The sequence below is a fragment of the Vibrio sp. RM-41-2B genome, assembly GCF_024744415.1.
Taxonomy (GTDB): Bacteria; Pseudomonadota; Gammaproteobacteria; order Enterobacterales; family Vibrionaceae; genus Vibrio; species Vibrio diabolicus.
Map to the genome: position 1 here is coordinate 308,754 of NZ_JAMQWD010000004.1, position 20,201 is coordinate 328,954.

Below are 20,201 nucleotides of genomic sequence, written 5' to 3' on the forward strand. Positions count from 1 at the left end.
TTATTACCCCTGATTCAATGACGGCCAATTAGAATGCAGCACACGCTCTAATTCCAGTGCGCTTTTATGAACAGCGTCTTGTGCGGTGGCTAGCGTCTTCTTACCGCCTTCAAAATCGCTTACTGTCAGATCAAATACTGTGCTGTAGGTATCGGCACAGGTTTCAAACGCACGGCTACGCGGGATAGTAGCCATCATAACTTGGTCACCTAGAAGATAGTTCATTTCAGTTAAAACAGAAACTTGCTTCTTATTGTCGTCCTCAAACATGGTTGGCATCAAGCGAACAAACTCAAGACCATTCCAGTCTTCCGGAAACATTTCATATACCGTAGGCAAATGCTGGAAGAAGTTTACTGTTGAAGCCCAGTCCAGACGCTTAGCCGCACAAGGGATTAACAACGCATTTGATGCATACATCGCATTCCATACTAGTGGGTCAACGTGTGGGCCGGTATCAATCATGATGATATCGAAGTCATCAGCAATTTTATCAATCAGTTGCTCTTTTAGCAGACGGACGATATCGAGTGATGGGTCTTCAGATAGCGTTTGCCATGCTTCAGCATTAAACATTGCGTCTTCTGGAAACGCTGAAATCGACTTTAAGTTCGGGTATTGCGTTGGCAGCAATACGTTTTTACGCAAAAATTCACTGTCAATTTCTACACCATCAGGCACGTTACCCAACATAATGTCTACAGCAGAATAGATATTGTCATGCTCTGCCATGCTGATTTGTGGGTTGAGGAATAAACGTAGCGAGCCTTGTGGGTCTAAGTCGATTAAACAAATACGGTAGCGTTTATCCAAATTTAGCGCTAAACATGCCGCTAAATGGACCGCTGTCATTGATTTACCTGTACCACCCTTCTGGTTCTGCACGTTAATAATCCAAGGTTTGTTACCTGAATTCTTCTTACGCTCATGAAATTTAGGCACTTCAGCCGCATCCATAAGCATATGTGCTTCTTCTAACGTAATTGAATAATGATTCGCGTTATTTTTAGTAAATTGATGGCCAGCCGCTTCCATCTTACCAATCGCGTCATCGAGCTTACGACGAGTTAAACCTGAACGGGTTTCCATCATCGCCTTAGACATTGGTGGGAAATAGTTATCGCTTCGCTCTTCTAAAACAATTTCAATACGGTCAGCTTGAACCTGCTGAGTCAGCTCCGCCAACTCAAGAAGGTTTTCAATCGTTTTTTCTCTTTTCATGCCAAATTCCGTTGGAAGGATTTATGCTTGCAATTGTACAGCAGTAAAGACCAAAAACAACAAAAAGGTGCACGAACATTTTGAATAACCATCACATAAAAAAACACTCAAATCGACGCTTTTATGATTTATGGTAAAAAACATAACTATTTTTAATTAAATAATCTTCGAATAAATGGACACCTTAAACTTAAAAATAAAAGTGTTACAGCGTCACTCATTTACAATGTAAATCAATTTTCTACCGGAACGATTATATTCTTAAGCTAAATTACGGATTATGTTAGGCCAACCTAATTTAAACAAAAAATAGAAAGCAATCTTTCAACATGAACGCTAATAACAACCTTGATCATGTATCCGAGCCAAAAAGGGCTGTTCAAGTGATGTTCCTATGGAAGTATGATCAAGGTATGCTTATGATCATGCTTCCATGATAAAACACAAATACGAAAGCATGATCATGGAAAAATAGAGTAGACGAGGGTGTAAACACGCGGATTAAATAAGATCCATCAATCGGAAATATGATCAAGCTATAGAATCTCTCGGAAGCATGAGTTTTTGTCTCTAATTTACGGTTGAATGCAGTCAGAATGGGGGATGGAGAAGAAATTAGTGGATAGAGAAGCCGGAACAATGAAATTGTTCAAGTTACTATGATAAATCTTACTCTCATGATCATGCTTCCTAAGAATAGCCCGAAACTAGGTTTTATTGCGGAATAAGAGCTACTTGGATGCATTTTCATCACATGAGTAATTTATCATCAATATTGTCTCCAGAACGATAGCTATCTCAGCTCTTGATCATCGATCCGAGTATCAATAACATCGACAATGCTCAATAAAATCCTCATTAAGATCATTATTAAACACAGCATCTGTGGATAACCTGTAAAAACATCATGATCATCGTTTCAAGACTCTTTTGATCATCTTTTCATAAACTTAATGATCATGCTTACGAGTAAATATGATCATGCTTTCAGGCTATTGTTGATCATAGTTTCAGAATTAACATGATCATAGTTCCGATATACATAAAAATAATCACTTTATAGAACATGCACTTAGCGGCAAAACGATAACCAGATCATTAGATCATATAATCAATTAAGATCAGATTAATCAAAAAGATCAGTTATTTAAAAAACAATCTTTTTTCTTTATTTATGATCTGTTTTTCTTTATTCTTCGGAACCATAGCACAACTACGGCTAGTGTGATCTGGATCTAAAATGACGGCTGATGAAAAAATTCTGATTAAAGCACCTAGAAGCCATAAGGATGGCCATCTTTTTGAGGTACATGAATCCTCTGCAGATTGGGTAGAGCAGTACCAACATTTCAAAGGGGTGACCAAAAGCATCTTAGAGTTGCTTAATCTGATCTCATTGCGAGGTTTCAGCAGCAAAGATGGATTGGTTTCCACCACAGAGATTGTGGAAGCAACGGACGGACAACTCACTCGTGCAGCTTTGCAACAACGCTTACGTGCAGCAGTAAACATTGGTTTGTTTACTCAAACTCCAGTGCGGTTTGAAGAAGGACTTGCTGGTAAGACGATGTTACATAAGTTTGTTAATCCGAATCAGCTTATTTCAGTGTTGGGGGCAACAAGTCTTGTTACAGACAAAGTACGCCAAAACGAAAAGCAAAAACGTTCAAAAGCATTGGCTCAAACCCAAGTGAACAAGCGTTTGTTGAATGAACATGGGTTGAATACCCCTCCAACGATGAAAGATGAAGCCGATCAATTTGTCGTGTCTCCAACGAATTGGGCTGGGATCATTGACCAAGCACTTGCACCACCAAGAACTCGAAAAAGTTATCAGAAATCCATGGTGTCGATCTCTGGTACCAAAGCGGTTATTGAAACGCGATCATCCAAAAATATCATGACTGTGGATGATCTGATGACCTTGTTTGCTCTGTTCACGTTGACCGTGCAATACCATGATCATCACAAAGATCAGTATCAACTCGACGCAGCACACGTGCCAAACAAGACGCCGTTATACATTACTGATATTTTGTCGCTTCGAGGCAAAAAAGACAGTGGTCCAGCACGTGATTCTATTCGCGACAGCATTGATCGTATTGAGTTTACCGATTTCCAGCTGCATGAACTTACTGGTCGTTGGCTAAGTGAAAACATGCCAGAAGGATTCAAAAGTGATCGTTTTCGTTTTCTTGCTCGAACCATCACTGCGTCTGAAGAAGCGCCTGTAGAGGGAAGCGATGGTGAAATTCGTATCAAGCCAAACTTGTACATTTTGGTTTGGGAGCCTTCGTTTTATGAAGAACTATTAACACGTGATTATTTCTTCTTGTTCCCACCAGAGATCTTGAAGCAACATACTTTGGTATTCCAACTGTATTCTTTCTTCCGTAGCCGCATGGTGCGTCGTCATACTGACTGCATGCTGCTGAGTGAATTAAACCAGAAGCTGGCACGTAACATTGAATGGCGACGATTCTCGATGGATTTGATCCGAGAGCTGAAGCGTTTATCGGATGGTAAGGGAACGGATGAGCTGTTTGTCGTGAATTTGTGGGGTTATCACCTGACGATCGAAACTATGATCGAGAATGACAAAGTGATGGACTACCAGATCGATATAAAATGCGATGTGGAAGAAGTCTTACGTTATTCACGTGCGCGAACAACCAACGCAGGAAAGCGTAACATGGCGCCTACGCTGCCAAACCCACTTCGTAATGAGATGGTTACCCGACAACAGCTTGAAGAGCTCTCAGGCATCATAGACGGCGAATTTGAGCCTATCCAACGCAAAGCGCCATCTCCAAGAGGGAATTTAGGCCGCCGCGTGAAGCAAAGAAAACACTTGGTAGAGATCAATGCAGACGAGATCACCATTACTTTATCTAAATATACCTCACCAGAGGCTCTAGAACGCAGTATAACGGCTTTATCTGCGATGACAGGGCACTCGTATGCCTCAATCAAAGAAGAGTGTTCTGATTACATAGAGAAGCTTGATTGGCTAAGGGTAGGGGATGAGCCAATTCCTTATGAGACATTAAGCAAAACCGTCGAGCTGTTTAACACTCAAAATGATATTAAGCATCTTACCATTGAGCGCTTGATTGCTGGATTAGCGGTACGTAGGAAGGTGTGCCGTCAAATCTTCGATGGCCATATGGATGAAATGGTATTCCGCGCTCTGGATGAAATGGCGATTTAAAAGCGTTGCTTGATGTGTATCAAGCAATAGGCGTGGCGTATTGATTTGAAATGTAACAATGTCTTTCGATGATAAAAAACAGACTTAACTCTAACAAATCACTGACATTAGGAGCCAAGCCTGAGACTACTATTTATCACGAATAGACAACCTTTTGTCCTTTCTGATGATTAATAGATTGGCTCATATTGTTACATTCATTCTGAATAGACTTCGCGAGTTTCTCCTCAGGAAACTCGCTTTTTTTTTACCTCAAATTCCTCAAAGTAAGCCTTGATCATTTTTCCAGATTAATGAGATAAACCTTGATCATGCTTCTTGGCTTCATTCCAGTGTAAAGAACGCATCAAAGCAACATGCGACTCGATCAAGTTATATGCTTGTTGTTGCCACTCATTTTGATCACATTGCTGATTACAAAACTCTAAAGCTAAAACGGTAAGGTGCTGAAGTCGCTTTAAACACCAATCTTTGATCAGAATATCGGTCGATACCTGACATGCCGCTTTCTCAAGCTTTGCGCTCGTGTAAAGCAAGGTTTGATACGCTTTTTGAGGATCTTGGTACCTAGCATGTTGAAACACACGTAAACAACCGTCTAGCCAGCAAGCAATCGCTTTGCTTTGAACTTCGTTTAGTTCTGGGCCAAACACGCCGTCGGGCGCTTGATATAAGATCGTTTCCAGTTTTTCAACTTGATCATGCTTCCGATGTTCATACCACATGGCGATCTGATCTTGCCAAGTCCTCAATTCCATTACGCAGCCTCAGTCCATTGTTTTACATAGTGATTGGGTCCTATTTGATCAAATTCGTCGACAATGATGCTGCTACGACTACGAATTTCATCGGCATCTATCGAATAGTTTGGCTCACTTTTCACTAAGTTACCAAAAGGAAGATCTGGATCGGGAACGGCTGAAATCAATAGTTTGGTGTACGGGTGCTGCGGATTCTTTAGTATTGAGTGTGTATCACCCCATTCAACGATTTGCCCTTTGTACATCACAGCTGTTTCTTCCGCGATATAGTGTGCGGTCGCCAAATCATGAGTAATGTACAAAAAGCCGATTCCTAGCTCTTGCTTCATGCGCTGCATTAGATTCAGTACCCCGAGGCGAATGGAGACATCCAGCATCGATGTTGGCTCATCCGCAAGAATGATTTGCGAACCGACGGCGAGAGCACGTGCTAAGTTTACTCGCTGACGTTGTCCACCACTAAGCTCGTGAGGAAACTTATTTAATGTCTCTTCAGGTAGTTCCACCAGCTTTAAAAGCGCTTCCAAGCGGGCAGGAATGTCACGTTCACTTTTGATTTGCTTATGAATCTTTAAAGGGCGTGTGAGATGATGGCGAATGGTATGAGTTGGATTGAGTGAGCCAAACGGATCTTGAAACACCATTTGTACTTTACTGCGATACTCTTGGAGCGCTGAGCGTGACGTAATCTCATTGATATTAGTGCCATTGAAAAGGATCTCGCCTTCTGTTGCCGGATAGACTTTAGTGATCAAGCGAGCACACGTACTTTTACCGCAGCCTGATTCTCCAACCAAAGCCAGCGTTTTTCCTGCATACAGATCAAAGCTCACGCCTTGGAGCGCACGGAAGGTTTCCTCTTTCGCTAAACCACCGCCTACTCTGAACTCTTTAATCACGTTTTTCATTTGGATGATAGGTTGATTCATGATTACGCTCCTGGTTGCTCTGGTTGTTTGTGGACATCGTGGATGTTTGGGAAAGAAGCCCATAGCTTTTGTGTGTAGGGATGTTGAGGATTATTGCGAATTTCGTATGCCTGATTGACTTCGACGATTTCTCCATGCCGCATGATGGCAATGCGATCACACAATTGGCTCATCAGCGCCAAGTCGTGCGTAATAAAGAGTACTGAGAAGCCAAATTCATCTCTAAGCTGGTAGATTTGTTGTAAAATCTCCCTTTGTACCACCACATCTAAAGCGGTTGTGGGCTCATCCATAATGATCAGCTTAGGGTTCAAAGACAAAGCAATAGCAATCACCAAGCGCTGACGCATTCCACCTGAAAATTGGTGAGGGTATTCCGTTAACCGTTCTCGTGGAATATTGACCAAGTCCAATAGTTTTTCTGCTCGATCTTTCGCTTGAGCGTTGGTGAGTCCTTGGTGATGACGCAATACATCTGCGAATTGCTCTTGGATCGTTAAGACAGGGTTGAGTGAGTTCATCGCGCTTTGAAACACCATGGCGATTTCACTCCACCTCAGAGCGGTTAGCTCAGAATCTGAGAGGCTAAGAATGTCTTTGCCATCAAACAATATTTTACCGCCAGAAATGAACGCTGGTGGCTTATGGAGACGGTTGATCGAGAATGCGATCGTGCTTTTACCACATCCCGATTCACCAGCAAGCCCAAATACTTCCCCTTTGCCGATATCGAAGCTGACGGATTTTACCGCATTGAAATCACCATTATCGGTGATGTAATCGACGCATAAATCTCGGATCTGGATGACCGGATTATTGTGGTATGCATGATTTAAGTTAATACCATCCATATAAACACCTTACCAATGTAAAAGATAATTATTATCATTATCAGGTGTGATGGTTTTTAGAAAGTGGCAAGCGGCGAATCAGTGAAGTGACTCGAAAGTTAGGCGAAATAAAAAGTGGTATCCGGCGTTGTTAATGAGGCTAAGGAAGACGAGAATTGAGAGCTGGATCAGCACACTTTTCTTAGGGGTAATTATTCAAATCTAATCGTAAATTTGCCCCTTGGCAAAACTTAAATGATGGATCTATTAAGGAGTTAACGAAAGGGCGGGAGGGGTCACATTTCCCTACAGTTTTTCTTACCACCTCGTTCCTGTTTTGCTATAGATTACGCATCGAAAACATGGTGTGTTCGGAGGAAATATGTCCATTAATTCTATCGACCATGACGAGATGACCAACATCGCTCACAAATGGGAATTACCTGATGAAGAAGCCGTTGTGAAGCCTGAGAAAACAGTGAAATCAGCAGAAGCCAGAAGACGCATTGAAGCGCTACGTGAAATCCGTGAAAGTGGATTGACCATTGAAGAAGCAAGGGAGCTTGGCTTGATACACTGATTGCTCTAGTTTGGTACAGCAATCCATAGGGTAGTCGTCGGACTGCCCTTTTTATTTTTCCTTCCATTTTAGTCATAGCGTCTCACCACAACATCTCACATCTCTTTATTTTTCTTATCCAAACGTTCTAATTCACCTCTCTTTCACCTAAAAAGTTCTAGATCCAAACTCATTTTCATCTGTGTAGAAGTTTGACAATCTTACCTAGCGTTACTAAAAGATATATCAATAGCGATATGCTTTTTGTTGATTATCGCGACCACAAAGCAAGGAGCGCGAGTATGGTTGACCAAATCCTTTTTTATGAGCCCGATGAGCCCAACGGTTTTCTTTCCAATTTTTGCCATGCCCCAGTCAATATATCCTCCCAAACTTGGCCCACCAGCGAACATTATTATCAAGCCCAAAAGTTCCTCGATGCGCAGTTACAAAGCAAAATTCAACACGCGAGCACTCCCGATGAAGCATTCGCCTTAAGCCGAAAATACGAACATTTCGTCAGAAGTGACTGGGAGGATATGAAGTTGGCCGTTATGGCTTTCATCGTTAGAGAAAAGTTTCTGCAAAATCCACCTTTAGCGCAGCAGTTAATGAGAACGGGTAACGCTTGTCTCACAGAGCATTCTCACAAAGATGCCTTTTGGGGTGATGGGGGAGACGGTAAAGGAGAAAATCATTTAGGAGAAATTCTGATGAACGTTCGGGCTGAGCTGAGACATGTCGAGCCCTACAATCTCGTGAAGTTCATCGATAAAGCCAAATTGCCGACCCAATGGGGCACATTTATGATGTATGGCTTCGTTGAAACTGCCACGAACAAAGAGCATCTTGCCCTCGTGTATGGAGAGCCTGCAAACAGCGCTGCACCGCTTATTCGGTTGCATTCGGAGTGCCTTACTGGCGATGCCTTGTTTAGTACGCGTTGCGACTGTGGTTTTCAGCTCAATAGGGCGCTACAAAATATTGTCGAAGAGGGATGTGGTGTACTGCTTTATTTGCGTCAAGAAGGACGTGGTATTGGCTTGATTAATAAAATTCGAGCTTATCACCTCCAGGACGATGGCGCTGATACTGTAGAAGCCAATGAACGTTTGGGCTTTGCTGCCGATATGCGTGATTACGCATTCTGTAAAGGGATGTTAGAGCATTTGGGCATTGATGCGGTGCGACTAATGACGAACAACCCACGTAAGCTGGCTGCGTTAAAAGCGGTTGATATCAACGTCATTGAGCGTGTGCCCTTGCAAGAAGGTAATAATCCGAGCAATCAACACTACTTGCAAACTAAGGCGAGTAAATTAGGGCACATGTTTGATCCTAAGTTTGTCAATCACACCAAGTAAAGCATCATCTATGTCTCAATAGATGAAAACGCCAACGATACTATCGTTGGCGTTTTCATTCGTTAGGTCATTTATTGATACCTTTGAATGATCTCATCAATTTCGCCCGATGTTTTTAACTCAGCCAAACGTGTATTGATGTAGTCCTGAGTTTCTGGCTGCATTTGGGGTGAAAAGGCCAAATAGATCGAGTAGTCGGGGATAACAGAGTCGAAAGATTGGATCTGAAAATCTTCTAGCGACAAATTGAGGCGTTTTAAGTTGTATATAACGCGTGATTCCATTTCGACGAAGGCTGTATCTCCTGGTGTTCGGGTTATCACTCGATATGCGGCATCATAATCTTTAACGCGTATTTCATTCACACTACCATCCTCAAAGAATGGGATTAAATTCGGATAATCAAAACCGAGTAGTAATACGATAGATCGGCCATGCATGGTGTCCATATTCTTGAACTCTAACGGTTTCTCACTACTCGATACCAATACATGTTTTACAGTGTAAATGGGCTCTTCAGACAAGTTTTCTGATTGCACCTTGCCCCAGTTTGGGCTGCCGTAAGTTAGCCAGTTTGGTTCGCCACCTTCTTCTAATATGGAAATCATTCGTTTAAACGGATAAGTGTGATAATTCACCTGATAATCCGATTCAGCGAAAATGGCACTGACGATGTCAGTCACAATCCCGGAATGCATTTGCCCCTGTTGTTCTATTTGAAATGGCCTTGCTTGGTCGGCGATAACGTAATAGTTCACTTCAGCGGCAGTAGCATAAGTTCCTATCGCAATAAAACTAAAAGCCAATCTAAGTAGAAGTCTTTTCATCGTATCCTCGATTATTATTTGCGCGTGGCTATATTTAGAGTAGCGCAAGTTTATCGGAGCGATTTCATATGGATGAAAAAGAGCGATCTCAACGTCGATTTAGTATCGGAAACCAACTTATGTTGGCGGTGTTAACGTTGAGTTTAATCTTTACTGTCATCATTTCCGCTGTGAGTTTATATCGAGTTTTTAACGAAGATTTAGCCCATTTGCACGTCGAGCTAAAGCAGGTCGAATCCAGTTACTTATCGAGCTTTTCTGCCAGCTTATGGGTGGAGGATAGGGAGCTGTTACTCACTCAAGCAGAGGGCGCAATGCGCATGCCCTCTGTGGATTATTTACGTATCGCTAATGAAGATGAAGTTATCGTCGAACTGGGCACCGCTCTTTCTGAGGATGTCGTAGAAAGAAGTTGGCCGATGCAATATCGTGTTGGTGATAAAACCTATGATCTGGCGACATTGACTGTTCAGGCGGATCTGAGCTCGATTTATGAAGATCTTTGGCAACAATTTTTTTTCTTGCTCACGACAGAAGCGATCAAGATCCTATTGCTCATAATTGGCGTGCTTTGGGTCGCCTTCCGCCTCTTGGTCAATCCTCTCCAACTGCTTTCTGGCGCCGTGAGCGATTTTAGTGGCGGGAAGGTCCCAAGCAAAGTTACGCTCCCAAAGCGTTGGTGTTTTGATGAAGTGAGCGTGTTGGCGGAGAAATACAACCGAAGCGTTGAGAAAGTCCGTGAGCATCAGACTGAGCTTGAAGAAGAAAGAGATAGAGCGGAAGTCGCCAACCGCAAAAAAAGTGAATTTCTTGCCACCATGAGCCATGAAATTCGAACACCGATGAATGGCATTATTGGTGTCGCTTCATTACTGGGTGACACCAAACTCGATCCTCAGCAAAAAGAGTTTGTAGAGATCATCGATAGTTCTTCTCACTCTTTAATGACGATCATCGACGATATTCTCGACTTTTCTAAAGTCGAAGCAGGTAAAGTCGAATTAGAAAATGCGAGTTATGATCTGCACCGTATTTTGGATGATGTGATCAGCTTACATACCGTCAAAGCCAAGCAGAAGAATCTGCAATTGCTTAGCGATATTGATCCTCACTTACCAGCGGAAGTGCAAGGTGATGCTGCACGCTTAAAACAGGTATTGAACAATTTGTTGAGCAACGCGATCAAATTTACTGATCGTGGTCATGTGAAGCTTCTTGTTGAGTTAACACGTCAAGAGCATGATATCGCCATGATTCGATTTCGCGTCGTTGATTCTGGCATTGGTATTGCGAAAGAGAACCAACAAGCGATCTTCGAACGTTTCCAACAAGCCGATGGCAGTACAACCAGAAAGTACGGTGGTACCGGCCTTGGTTTGGCGATTGGTGCTCAGTTGGTGAACTTAATGGGAGGAGAAATCCAGCTGACAAGTGAGTTGGGGCTAGGTAGTTGTTTTGAGTTTTCGATTCCAGTTGTAGTAAAAGCACGGTCTACCTACACGGAACGACCTAATGTTTTGACGTTTCCAAAAGTTGAAGATAATGAAACCAGCCTCCAGCATGACAATCAACCTTGGGTATTGATTGTTGAAGATACCATCGTAAACCAGAAAGTCGTGCGTATTATGTTGGAAAAGCTCGGCGTTCGAGTGAGCGTCGCAAATCATGGTGAAGAAGCGCTTCTGCTATGTGAGAAGCAAGCTTTTGACTTGGTATTTATGGATTGCCAAATGCCAGTGATGGATGGCTTCATTACTACTGAGCGTATTCGACAAATGGGAGAGTGGGGGAAACACGTTCCTATTATTGCGTTGAGTGCCAATGTTATTAAAGAAGATCAACAACATTGCTTTGACGTCGGTATGAATGAGTTTGTCGCCAAACCTGTGACCAAAGATCGGTTGCATCAAATATTCGAGCAGTTTTTACCAAAAGCGCTGAAAATCAGTGCGGGTCCCAAATAGTTAACTTGAAATTGATCAAGTTAAGTGCGTTTCTATTCTGCAATTGTAACTCTGTATGCTATAGTGCGCGGCTAGTATTTAAAGTACCTTGAGGCTGTAAATGTCGTTCAATCTATCCCTATTGCCGCCTGATGAAAAAAACAAAATCGAACTGGATAAACAAGCGTCGTTTTTGGTTTGGAAGCTCAGAGAGGCCAAATCTGGTCCTGAAGCAATAGAAGAACAGTTGTCCAAGATTAACGATGCTGATGAAAAAGCGTTTTTTCAGCAATCGGTCGAAAAGTACAAACGAGTAATGGGTGTCGCTTAACGCGAATCGTGACAACGGTATAAAACGATGTGGCGAATGAGGTAACCTCCCCATTCCTTTGCTAAGCGAAATTGAAAAGGTTTCGCTTTTTGCTAAAATCCTTCGCATTAAATTTGAATTTAGAGAGACATCCCGATGGGAAGAAGTTTTGAAGTGCGCAAAGCCTCTATGGCGAAAACTGCAGGCGCGAAAATTAAAGTTTATTCCAAATACGGTAAAGAAATTTACATGTGCGCGAAAAACGGCGGTAGTGACCCAGACATGAACTTGTCTCTTCGCCACCTGATCGCGAAAGCGAAAAAAGATCAGGTACCAGCGCACGTTATCGACAAAGCACTAGACAAAGCGAGTGGCGGCGGTGGTGAAGATTACCAACCAGCGCGCTACGAAGGCTTCGGCCCTGGTGGTACTAGTGTTATCGTTGACTGTCTGACCGATAACGGCAACCGTACTTTCCAAGATGTACGCCAATGCTTTGTTAAAGTGGGTGCGAAAATTGGTGTTGAGGGCTCAGTTTCTCACATGTTCGATCACCAAGCGGTATTCCAGTTCAAAGGCGACGATGATGAAATCATCCTAGAAACGCTAATGATGGAAGATGTGGACGTAACTGACGTTGAGCTAGAAGACGGTGTGATCACTGTATTCGCTCCTCACACAGAGTTCTTCAAGACGAAAACAGCGCTAAATGGTGCGTTCCCAGATCTAACGATCGATGTGGAAGAAATCACTTTCGTTCCTCAAACTCACACTCCAGTAGCGGGTGAAGATGCTGAGAAGTTCCAGAAATTCCTAGATCTTCTAGATGACTGTGACGACGTTCAGCAGGTTTACCACAACGCAGAGCTATAATTTCTTAGCTTCCACCGTTGTAAAAAGGCTTCCCGAGGGAAGCCTTTTTTGATCACTCTCTTTGCTAGCAGCATTATGCGTTGCGATATTTGGAATAACACAGTGACATGATTACACCAAAACAGATGCCTTGCGTCAGCATGGCCGTGCCGCCGTAACTAAAGAACGGCAGAGGGCTTCCCATTACTGGCAACAAGCCGCTCACCATACCTGTATTGATAAAAGCATACAGGAAAAAGCTCATCGCTAATGCGCCACTCACAAGCCTACTAAAAAAGTGATCAGACTGACATGCAAGCAACATGACGCGCGCGGTAATAAACAAGTACAGTGCGAGCAAGACTAAACTACCAACAAAACCCCACTCCTCGGCATAAGTCGAAAAAATAAAGTCCGTATGACTTTCTGGAATAAAGCCAAGTGTTCCTTGCGTAGCATTCATCCAACCTTTGCCTTTCATTCCGCCGGAGCCTATCGCAATCAAAGATTGGATGATTTGGTAGCCAGAACCTAACGGATCCGACTCTGGGTGCAAGAACTGAGTAACGCGGCTTTTTTGATACGTTTCCATGACGAAGAACCACAAAATTGGCGCCAACGTTAATATACTCGCGACAAAGCCACCGATTATTTTCCAGCTCATGCCAGCTAAAAATAAAACGAATAAGGCGTAAATGACGGTAAAAACTGCACCGTCTAAATCCGGTTGTAGCGCGATTAACCCTGCAGGAATCATTGTGATGAGTAAGCAGAATGCGATTTTCCTACTATCTGGTCTGCCACCTTCAATATGTAGCATCCACGCGATCATGATTGGAATCGAGAGTTTGATTAGCTCCGAGGGTTGAAAGCGAAAAAAGCCAATATCGAGCCAACGTTGAGAGCCATTAGTGCTATCGCCAAACAAAGCGACAGCAAGTAGCAGCGCAACCGCAATAATGTAGAGATATGGAGCTGAGCGTTGATAGCTAGCGGCGGGAATCGATGACATGACCAATATACAAACCAAGGTCAGTCCGCAGCGTGCTAAATGCTTGAAGAGCATGGCCTCATTAAAGCCACTGGCACTCCAAAGTGTTAGTGTACTCAATAGCATGATCGGAATGATCGCCATCAGCAGTGGCAAATCGACCCTGGGGAAAAAACGCTTATTCATTTTCTACGACCTAATAACGCACCCAGTTCGAGCGCGAAAACAACCAGAACTCGAGAGTTCGAACTATTCCGATGCTAAGAATCCTATTTGGAAATAACAGACACCATGCAAAGGTGTGTATGAGAGGAGCGTCGATGTCATCTGTTATGGGTAAGCTGCTTGGAAAGCTGTGGAATGGATAAATACACTAGAAGCAGGTTTTAAGCCAGTATTTTTATTCCTATTGTGGTGAAAGACAGACGCTTACAAACAAGCTGGGATAAATGTTCTCTTTAAGGATGGAATGTCATTCATCGCAGCAAACAACCGTTCACTCCGTATAAATGCCATTGGTCGCATGCAAAAGCAGCGTGCGATCTTCTCCCTTAATCTGAAACCATCAAATCACGTTCAACTAAGGACAGTACATGATGGTTTCTCAATCTCGCTCAATCAAAGCTCTTAAACTGGCAAGTACATTTATCGCCGCATTTGCACTCAGCAGCAATTTGGCTCTGGCTAACCCAAGCGAGCGCACACTCAGTCAGTTCAACCAAGCAGCGCAGGGTGATTCTGGTTTGGTTGATACCGTTTACGGCGAACTATCCAAACAACTCGAAGAGCAGGGCGCAACGCCGGTGACCTTGGTGTATTTAGGCAGTGCTGAGACGTTGCAAGGTCGTGAGGCGTTTATGCCTTGGAACAAGATGAAGTTCACCGAGCGCGGTCTTGCCACAATCCAAAAGGGTTTGGATTTAATGGCGAATCAGCCAGTACCACTTCAAGAGCAACAACGTTTACAAGGCTTGCCGGAATACCAACTAGCCACCGCCATGGCAGCCACCACCTTTACTTCTCTACCTGACATGTTCAATCACTTTGAGCGTGGCTACGAGCTGTACCTTTCTCTGCTCGATGAACCGAGTTTTAGTCAGCAACCTTTTGCGGCAACGTCTTGGATTTATCGCTACGCCATTGAAGCGGCACTGCGCGCTGAAGACGTTCAACAAGCCAAAACATGGTTAGCGCAAATGGAGCAGTTGGGCGACAGCAATCTAGAAACGCAAACCGCGAAAGCGCTGCTAGCGAAGTATTAGGGAGGCGTCATGATCGTTTTTAATCAACTTAGTCGCGATTACGCCCTTGGCAGCCAAACGGTGCGTGCATTGCGAGATGTGTCTGGTGAAGTATTTACCGGCGAAATGGTGGCATTGTGTGGACCGTCTGGCTCAGGCAAAAGCACCTTACTTAACGTGCTTGGCATGCTGGATACTCAATACCAAGGTCAGGTGACATTTGCAGGCAGCCCATACCCAATCGGACAAATGCAGGCGGCTAAAATGCGTCGTGAAAAGCTTGGTTTTGTGTTCCAAAAATTCAATCTTGTGCCTGTGATGACGGCGTTGGAGAACGTGGCGTATCCGTTACACCTCAACGGCTTTTCAAAAGCAGAACAAACCGAGCTCGCTACACAAATGTTAGAACACGTTGGCTTGGGCGAGTTTATTCATCACATGCCAGATAACCTATCAGGCGGTCAGCAACAACGCGTGGCAATTGCGCGCGCCTTAGTGCACAAACCGGCGTTGGTGATTGCTGATGAGCCAACCGCAAGTCTTGATAGCCAAACTGCCAACAAGGTCATCGACATTATGAAAGGGCTCGGACACGAGCTTGGTACCACTTTTATCGTCGCCACTCACGACCCTCGTATGGCATCTCGCTGCGATCGAACCATTGAATTGGTGGATGGCAAAACCACCCAAACGCACGCAAGTGTGGAGGAGGTTTCATGGGCAAGCTAATTCCTGTTTCGGTTCGCCTTGCTTGGTTGAACCTGCAGCGCAATCGCCGCCGTAGTTTGTTGTCGATGCTGATCGTTGCCATTGCCGTGTTTGCATTAACCAGTGCGGGTGGTTTTGGTCTGTATACCTACGACAGTTTGAAAGAGTCGACAGCGCGCGACACGGGGCATCTGACGTTAACCACGCCGGGTTACTTTGCCAAAGAAGAAGAGATGCCACTGAGTAACGGTTTAACTCATGCGGACGACATCACCAAGCAATTGATTGGCTTGAATGAAGTGCGAGGCGTGCAGCCACGAGTTGAGTTCAGCGGTTTGATTTCCAACGGCAACAAGTCCTCGATCTTTATCGGCATTGGCGTGAACGAACGCGAATTCGATATGAAAGGACCGTTTTTGGACGTGCGCGACGGGCAAATACTTTCCAACATTCATGCATCGCGTTATGACCCAGCAGAGCCAGAAGTGATGCTTGGCGTTGATTTGGCGAACAACTTAAGCGTGCACGTTGGCGATTGGATTACCTTGCTGGCGACCACTACCGACGGCGCATTGAACGCGTATGACTTCAAAGTTCGTGGCATCTATTCAACAGGCGTACCTGAGCTTGATAAACGCCAGCTGTACGTGCACATCAACAGCGCGCAATCGCTGCTCGGTTCAGACAAAGTCAGTGCGTTATCAGTCTTCCTGTTCGATACCAGTTTAACTAACCAAGTCGAGCAACAAGTGGCTTCGGTCCTGAGCAAGCAAAAGCAGAACTTTGGCGACCAAGATATTGAGATTACGCCTTGGCAAGAGCGCGCGTTCTTCTATCTCAAAGTGAAAGATTTGTACGACCGTATCTTCGGCATCATGGGTGCAGTAATGGCGTTGGTGGTCTTTGTCGCGCTGTTCAACACCATGACCATGTCGGTCACCGAGCGCACACGTGAAATCGGCACCTTGTCAGCTCTTGGTAGCTACCCTCGCGAAATCATTGCTGGGTTCTTGCGCGAAGCAGGGTTACTTGCGGTGATTGGCAGCTTAATCGGCGCTTTGTTTACTGCGTTAGTCACCGTCTTACTGATGGTCGTGGATGTGCAAATGCCGCCACCGCCAGGACGCACCGAAGGTTACCCATTGACGATTTACTTCTCTTGGGAGTTGGTGGCGGTCGCAGGATTCGCAGTATTGATGATTTGTTTGGTTGCGGCGTTTTTCTCGGCACGCAAAGGGGTGAACAAGCCAATTACGGAGGCACTGATTTATGTTTAATTTCAAATCACTATTACCAATTTCACTGTTGATGGTAAGCGGCATTGCAAGCATGAATGCCAGTGCGAATGAAACAGCGCTAGATGCACAACAAGTCGCGCAATTGATTGAAAAAGCGGACAGCTACCGCTTACAAGATGATTCCTCCAAAGTGGTGTCACTGGTGCGCTTATATCAAGACCAAGAGTTAGATAAAACCCGCCTTTACCACGTGTACACGCGTCCAAATCGTGAATCGCTGGTGGTGTTCAAATCAGCAGTCGAAGCTGGGCAAAAGATGCTGATGATGGGAGACAACTACTGGCTGCAAATGCCAAAAAGCCGCCGTCCGATTCGCATTACGCCAATGCAAAAGCTGCTTGGGGAAGCGTCTATCGGCGACATCTCAACCCTGACGTGGAGCCAAGATTATCAAGGTGAATGGAAAGCGACAGAAACCGTTTCGGTGAACGGAGAAAGTGTCGCGGCTTATCACCTTGCTTTAACCGCGAAAACCAAAGGGGCGAGCTATCAGAAGATCGACTTGTGGTTGTCTGAGCAAGATGCGTTTCCAATCAAAGCCGATCTTTACTTGCGCTCTGGCAAACTCGCCAAGCAAGCGCAATACGGACGTGCAAGCGACAACGGTGAAGACTACGTCAGTGAGATGACCTTGCTTGATAGCATTCAGCCGAGCAAAAAGACCGTTATCGAGTATCAAGAAATCGTACCTTGGCAGCTGGACAACAAGTTCTACAACCCAAGTTATTTGCCAAAAGCCAACACGACTCAGCTTTAGTCTGAGCTTCGTAAATAGAACCATAAAAACGAGCAAGGAAGTCACATGAAACCGCACCAGCCTAACCTTAACAAAAGCACCAGTTTGTTGATTGCTGCGTCGTTGTGTGTGGGCACAGCAGCCCCAGTTTTTGCCAATGATGAGCTGAGTTTTGAATGGGATTGGGCTGTCAGTTACGAAACTACCAAGCAGCGTGACAGCGCATTTATGCAGGCGCAGGGCAGTTCTCGTGATTCACTTAATGCACTGTTGGATGTGCAGGTGAATTATCAGAACTTCAGTGGTTTGTTCGCTCTGTATAGCCAAGGTTTGTACCTCAATCAACAAGGAAAGAGTGACTGGTGGAGTGAAGCTGATAACCAACTGCTGATTAGAGAGCTGGCTTGGCAAGGGGAGTGGCAAGTCGGTGATACCACTCTTGATGTGAGTTTGGGTAAGTTGCGCGTGGATTGGGGCGTGGGTTATGGCTACCGACCTTTGGATCTGTTTAAGCCTTATCGACAAAACCCGGTTGGCTTAGTCGCAGAAGAAGGTGCGGGTGTGTTTTCACTTTCACACTACGATATGGCCGGCGAGTGGACCGTCATTGCGACGGATTCAAGCTGGGGACAACAAGACCAAAGTGCACTTGATCAAGCCGCAGAGCAACAAGGTATTGGTATTCGTCGTTATGCGCTGGTGGGTGACACCGAGTATCAACTTATTGGTTATTACGATGATGTGCGCCTAGGTTTGCTTGGCGCCAGTGCCATTGCGGTGTGGGATGAATCCATTGCCATGCACGGTTCCATTCTGTGGCAAAAGCAAAGTGTCGGCTATCAGTTTCAGCAAGACGATCTTTACCAACCCGTTTCAGTTGAGGAGCATGGCAGCGCATTCCAAGCCTTAGTTGGTGTGAATTGGGCAAACCAAGCCGGACACAACGTGATTGCGGAATATTGGTACGACAGCCGAGCATGGTCGAAAAGCGAATGGCAACAAGCAATAGAACGGGGTGAATTTCTCTCTCAACCCCTTAATCCCCAAACGTCTCTACTTGCAACAAGTTACGCTCAAGGGTTTCAGCATGCCAATATCGTTCAGCATAACGTAATGCTGCACTGGAGTTGGGATGTGGAAGCATGGGCTGCATGGAATGGCAAAGCGGATATGGGCTGGCTAAGTGATGTAACCCCTACGTTGGATGTGATGCTGTCGCCGCAAGATGGCGGTGTGATTGTCACGCAGTGGCTTAACTACCAATGGATTGATACTGGCGATCAAAGTGTAGAAGTGGAAGTTGCCGCACGCTTTTTAACCGGAGACGACCAATCTGCTTACGCACAAATCAATGATAAGCATATGATTGTATTTAACATCAAAGGGAAATTCTAAATGTATTCAGCTAAGTTAATGGTAGAAAGTGGATGGCTACGCAGTGTGGTTGTCACGACTTTATTCTGTTTGTTTATCTCGGTAATGACATTGTCTGTTTGGGGTGGTCCTTACTATGTGCATGTATTGGTGAGCTTTGGTTTTGGTTACTCCGCCTTGTTCTTCTCTTGGTTAGTCGACAAGTTGTTTCCTAGCATCCCTCGTAGACTAGAAATTGCTTTGTCATTGACCGCCTGTTTGTTGTTTGGCGTCATTAATGCGCAGTTTTGGCTCGGTGAATACTTCGGCATTTCGGGCATGCTGCCAGTGTTGCTGATGGGCTTGTTATTCAGCGGCATGTGTTACTTTTATTTCCACGCACGAGAGAAAGAAGCGATTGCTCAGCGTGAATTAGAGAGTATCAAGTGTGAAAAGGCAGAGCAGGAACGTGCACTGTTGCTAAGTCAGCTTAAGCAGATGCAAAGCCAGATTGAACCACATTTCCTATTTAATACCTTGGCAAATATCAGCGCGTTGATGTCCCAGGACGTTGATAAGGCCAAGCAGATGTTGGATCAACTTACCGCACTATTACGTGCGACGCTAAAAATCTCACGTGAAGAGCACACCACGATTGAGAATGAAATTACCTTAATTGAAGCCTACTTGAGTATTCAGAAGATACGTCTGGATGGACGTCTAAGCTACAAAATTGAAGTAGAAGACGGTTTAGGAACAACAGAACTGCCACCGATGATGTTGCAACCTTTGGTGGAGAATGCCATTGTTCACGGTATTGAGCCAAAGCGAGAAGGCGGCGAACTCAGTTTACTCATCAAGCGCGAACAACAGAACTTGCAGATTGAAGTCAGAGACAATGGTGTTGGCTTAAATCATGTTAGTGGGCACATGGGCTCCGGCGTGGGTTTGAGTAATCTCAAGCAGCGAGTTGAAGCTTTGTTCGCAGGGCAAGGAGAGATTTCTATCAGTGAGTCTGCTCAGGGTGGCGTTTGTGTTCGCTTGACCTGGCCAATGGAATCGTAAGC

General features: G+C 44.6%; 18 protein-coding genes. 12 read left to right on the forward strand and 6 right to left on the reverse strand.

From position 1 onward, the window contains the following. Positions 1-3 precede the first annotated feature (3 nt). Entirely contained in the window at positions 4-1,221 is a 1,218-nt protein-coding gene (locus tag NB463_RS02820) for an AAA family ATPase (RefSeq protein WP_005374503.1), read from the reverse strand. A 1,240-nt stretch (positions 1,222-2,461) separates the two neighbouring features. Here NB463_RS02820 and NB463_RS02825 point away from each other — a divergent pair. Beyond that, on the forward strand, positions 2,462-4,432 hold the full coding sequence (locus NB463_RS02825) for a replication initiator protein RctB domain-containing protein (RefSeq protein ID WP_005392102.1): 1,971 nt from the start codon (positions 2,462-2,464) through the stop codon (positions 4,430-4,432). A 290-nt stretch (positions 4,433-4,722) separates the two neighbouring features. Here NB463_RS02825 and NB463_RS02830 read toward each other — a convergent pair whose 3' ends face one another. From NB463_RS02830 to NB463_RS02840, 3 genes are read right to left on the reverse strand one after another with little or no spacing between them, the layout of a single operon-like run. Further along, the gene (locus NB463_RS02830; RefSeq protein WP_258430925.1) at positions 4,723-5,190 is read right to left on the reverse strand and encodes a transcriptional regulator; all 468 of its coding nucleotides are present in this window, start codon (positions 5,188-5,190) and stop codon (positions 4,723-4,725) included. Next, a complete protein-coding gene (locus NB463_RS02835; protein WP_065645233.1) occupies positions 5,190-6,122 on the reverse strand; it encodes an ATP-binding cassette domain-containing protein in 933 nt (310 codons plus the stop codon). Before NB463_RS02835 ends, NB463_RS02830 begins: the two co-directional genes overlap by 1 nt. Positions 6,123-6,124: 2 nt before the next feature. Further along, on the reverse strand, positions 6,125-6,973 hold the full coding sequence (locus tag NB463_RS02840; protein ID WP_104970357.1) for an ABC transporter ATP-binding protein: 849 nt from the start codon (positions 6,971-6,973) through the stop codon (positions 6,125-6,127). 361 nt (positions 6,974-7,334) lie between these two features. On the opposite strand from NB463_RS02840, the gene NB463_RS02845 reads away from it, so the two are divergent. Together NB463_RS02845 and ribA are read left to right on the forward strand one after the other, a co-directional pair. Then, positions 7,335-7,532, forward strand: a complete 198-nt coding sequence (locus tag NB463_RS02845) for a PA3496 family putative envelope integrity protein (RefSeq protein ID WP_005392088.1) — start codon at positions 7,335-7,337, stop codon at positions 7,530-7,532. Positions 7,533-7,813: 281 nt separating this feature from the next. Continuing rightward, positions 7,814-8,875, forward strand: a complete 1,062-nt coding sequence (gene ribA / locus NB463_RS02850; RefSeq protein WP_258430924.1) for a GTP cyclohydrolase II — start codon at positions 7,814-7,816, stop codon at positions 8,873-8,875. Between the two features lie 71 nt (positions 8,876-8,946). Here ribA and NB463_RS02855 read toward each other — a convergent pair whose 3' ends face one another. After that, positions 8,947-9,702: a substrate-binding periplasmic protein gene (locus tag NB463_RS02855; RefSeq protein WP_258430923.1), complete on the reverse strand. Its 756-nt coding sequence runs from the start codon at positions 9,700-9,702 to the stop codon at positions 8,947-8,949. A gap of 68 nt (positions 9,703-9,770) precedes the next feature. Between NB463_RS02855 and NB463_RS02860 the strand changes: the two genes are divergently transcribed. The 3 genes from NB463_RS02860 to NB463_RS02870 all read left to right on the forward strand — a co-directional run bounded on the left by NB463_RS02860 (position 9,771) and on the right by NB463_RS02870 (position 12,828). Further along, a complete protein-coding gene (locus tag NB463_RS02860; protein WP_258430922.1) occupies positions 9,771-11,666 on the forward strand; it encodes an ATP-binding protein in 1,896 nt (631 codons plus the stop codon). 100 nt (positions 11,667-11,766) lie between these two features. Further along, positions 11,767-11,976, forward strand: a complete 210-nt coding sequence (locus NB463_RS02865) for a DUF3283 family protein (RefSeq protein WP_005374484.1) — start codon at positions 11,767-11,769, stop codon at positions 11,974-11,976. A gap of 135 nt (positions 11,977-12,111) precedes the next feature. Continuing rightward, entirely contained in the window at positions 12,112-12,828 is a 717-nt protein-coding gene (locus tag NB463_RS02870) for a YebC/PmpR family DNA-binding transcriptional regulator (RefSeq protein ID WP_005392082.1), read from the forward strand. Between the two features lie 73 nt (positions 12,829-12,901). Here the strand turns inward: NB463_RS02870 and rodA are convergent, their stop codons facing one another. Further along, positions 12,902-13,984 carry a rod shape-determining protein RodA gene (rodA, locus tag NB463_RS02875; RefSeq protein ID WP_046875633.1) on the reverse strand — a complete coding sequence of 361 codons (1,083 nt, stop codon included), beginning with the start codon at positions 13,982-13,984 and terminating at the stop codon, positions 12,902-12,904. Between the two features lie 407 nt (positions 13,985-14,391). Between rodA and NB463_RS02880 the strand changes: the two genes are divergently transcribed. From NB463_RS02880 to NB463_RS02905, 6 genes are read left to right on the forward strand one after another with little or no spacing between them, the layout of a single operon-like run. After that, a complete protein-coding gene (locus NB463_RS02880; protein ID WP_017189795.1) occupies positions 14,392-15,060 on the forward strand; it encodes a hypothetical protein in 669 nt (222 codons plus the stop codon). A gap of 9 nt (positions 15,061-15,069) precedes the next feature. After that, positions 15,070-15,768 carry an ABC transporter ATP-binding protein gene (locus NB463_RS02885; RefSeq protein WP_258430921.1) on the forward strand — a complete coding sequence of 233 codons (699 nt, stop codon included), beginning with the start codon at positions 15,070-15,072 and terminating at the stop codon, positions 15,766-15,768. Next, positions 15,756-17,024, forward strand: a complete 1,269-nt coding sequence (locus NB463_RS02890) for an ABC transporter permease (RefSeq protein ID WP_258430920.1) — start codon at positions 15,756-15,758, stop codon at positions 17,022-17,024. Before NB463_RS02885 ends, NB463_RS02890 begins: the two co-directional genes overlap by 13 nt. Then, positions 17,017-17,802: an outer membrane lipoprotein-sorting protein gene (locus tag NB463_RS02895; protein ID WP_258430919.1), complete on the forward strand. Its 786-nt coding sequence runs from the start codon at positions 17,017-17,019 to the stop codon at positions 17,800-17,802. The genes NB463_RS02890 and NB463_RS02895 overlap by 8 nt, the downstream gene beginning before the upstream one ends. A 45-nt stretch (positions 17,803-17,847) precedes the next feature. Then, positions 17,848-19,176, forward strand: a complete 1,329-nt coding sequence (locus tag NB463_RS02900) for a hypothetical protein (RefSeq protein WP_258430918.1) — start codon at positions 17,848-17,850, stop codon at positions 19,174-19,176. Then, entirely contained in the window at positions 19,177-20,199 is a 1,023-nt protein-coding gene (locus NB463_RS02905) for a sensor histidine kinase (protein ID WP_258430917.1), read from the forward strand. Positions 20,200-20,201 lie beyond the last annotated feature (2 nt).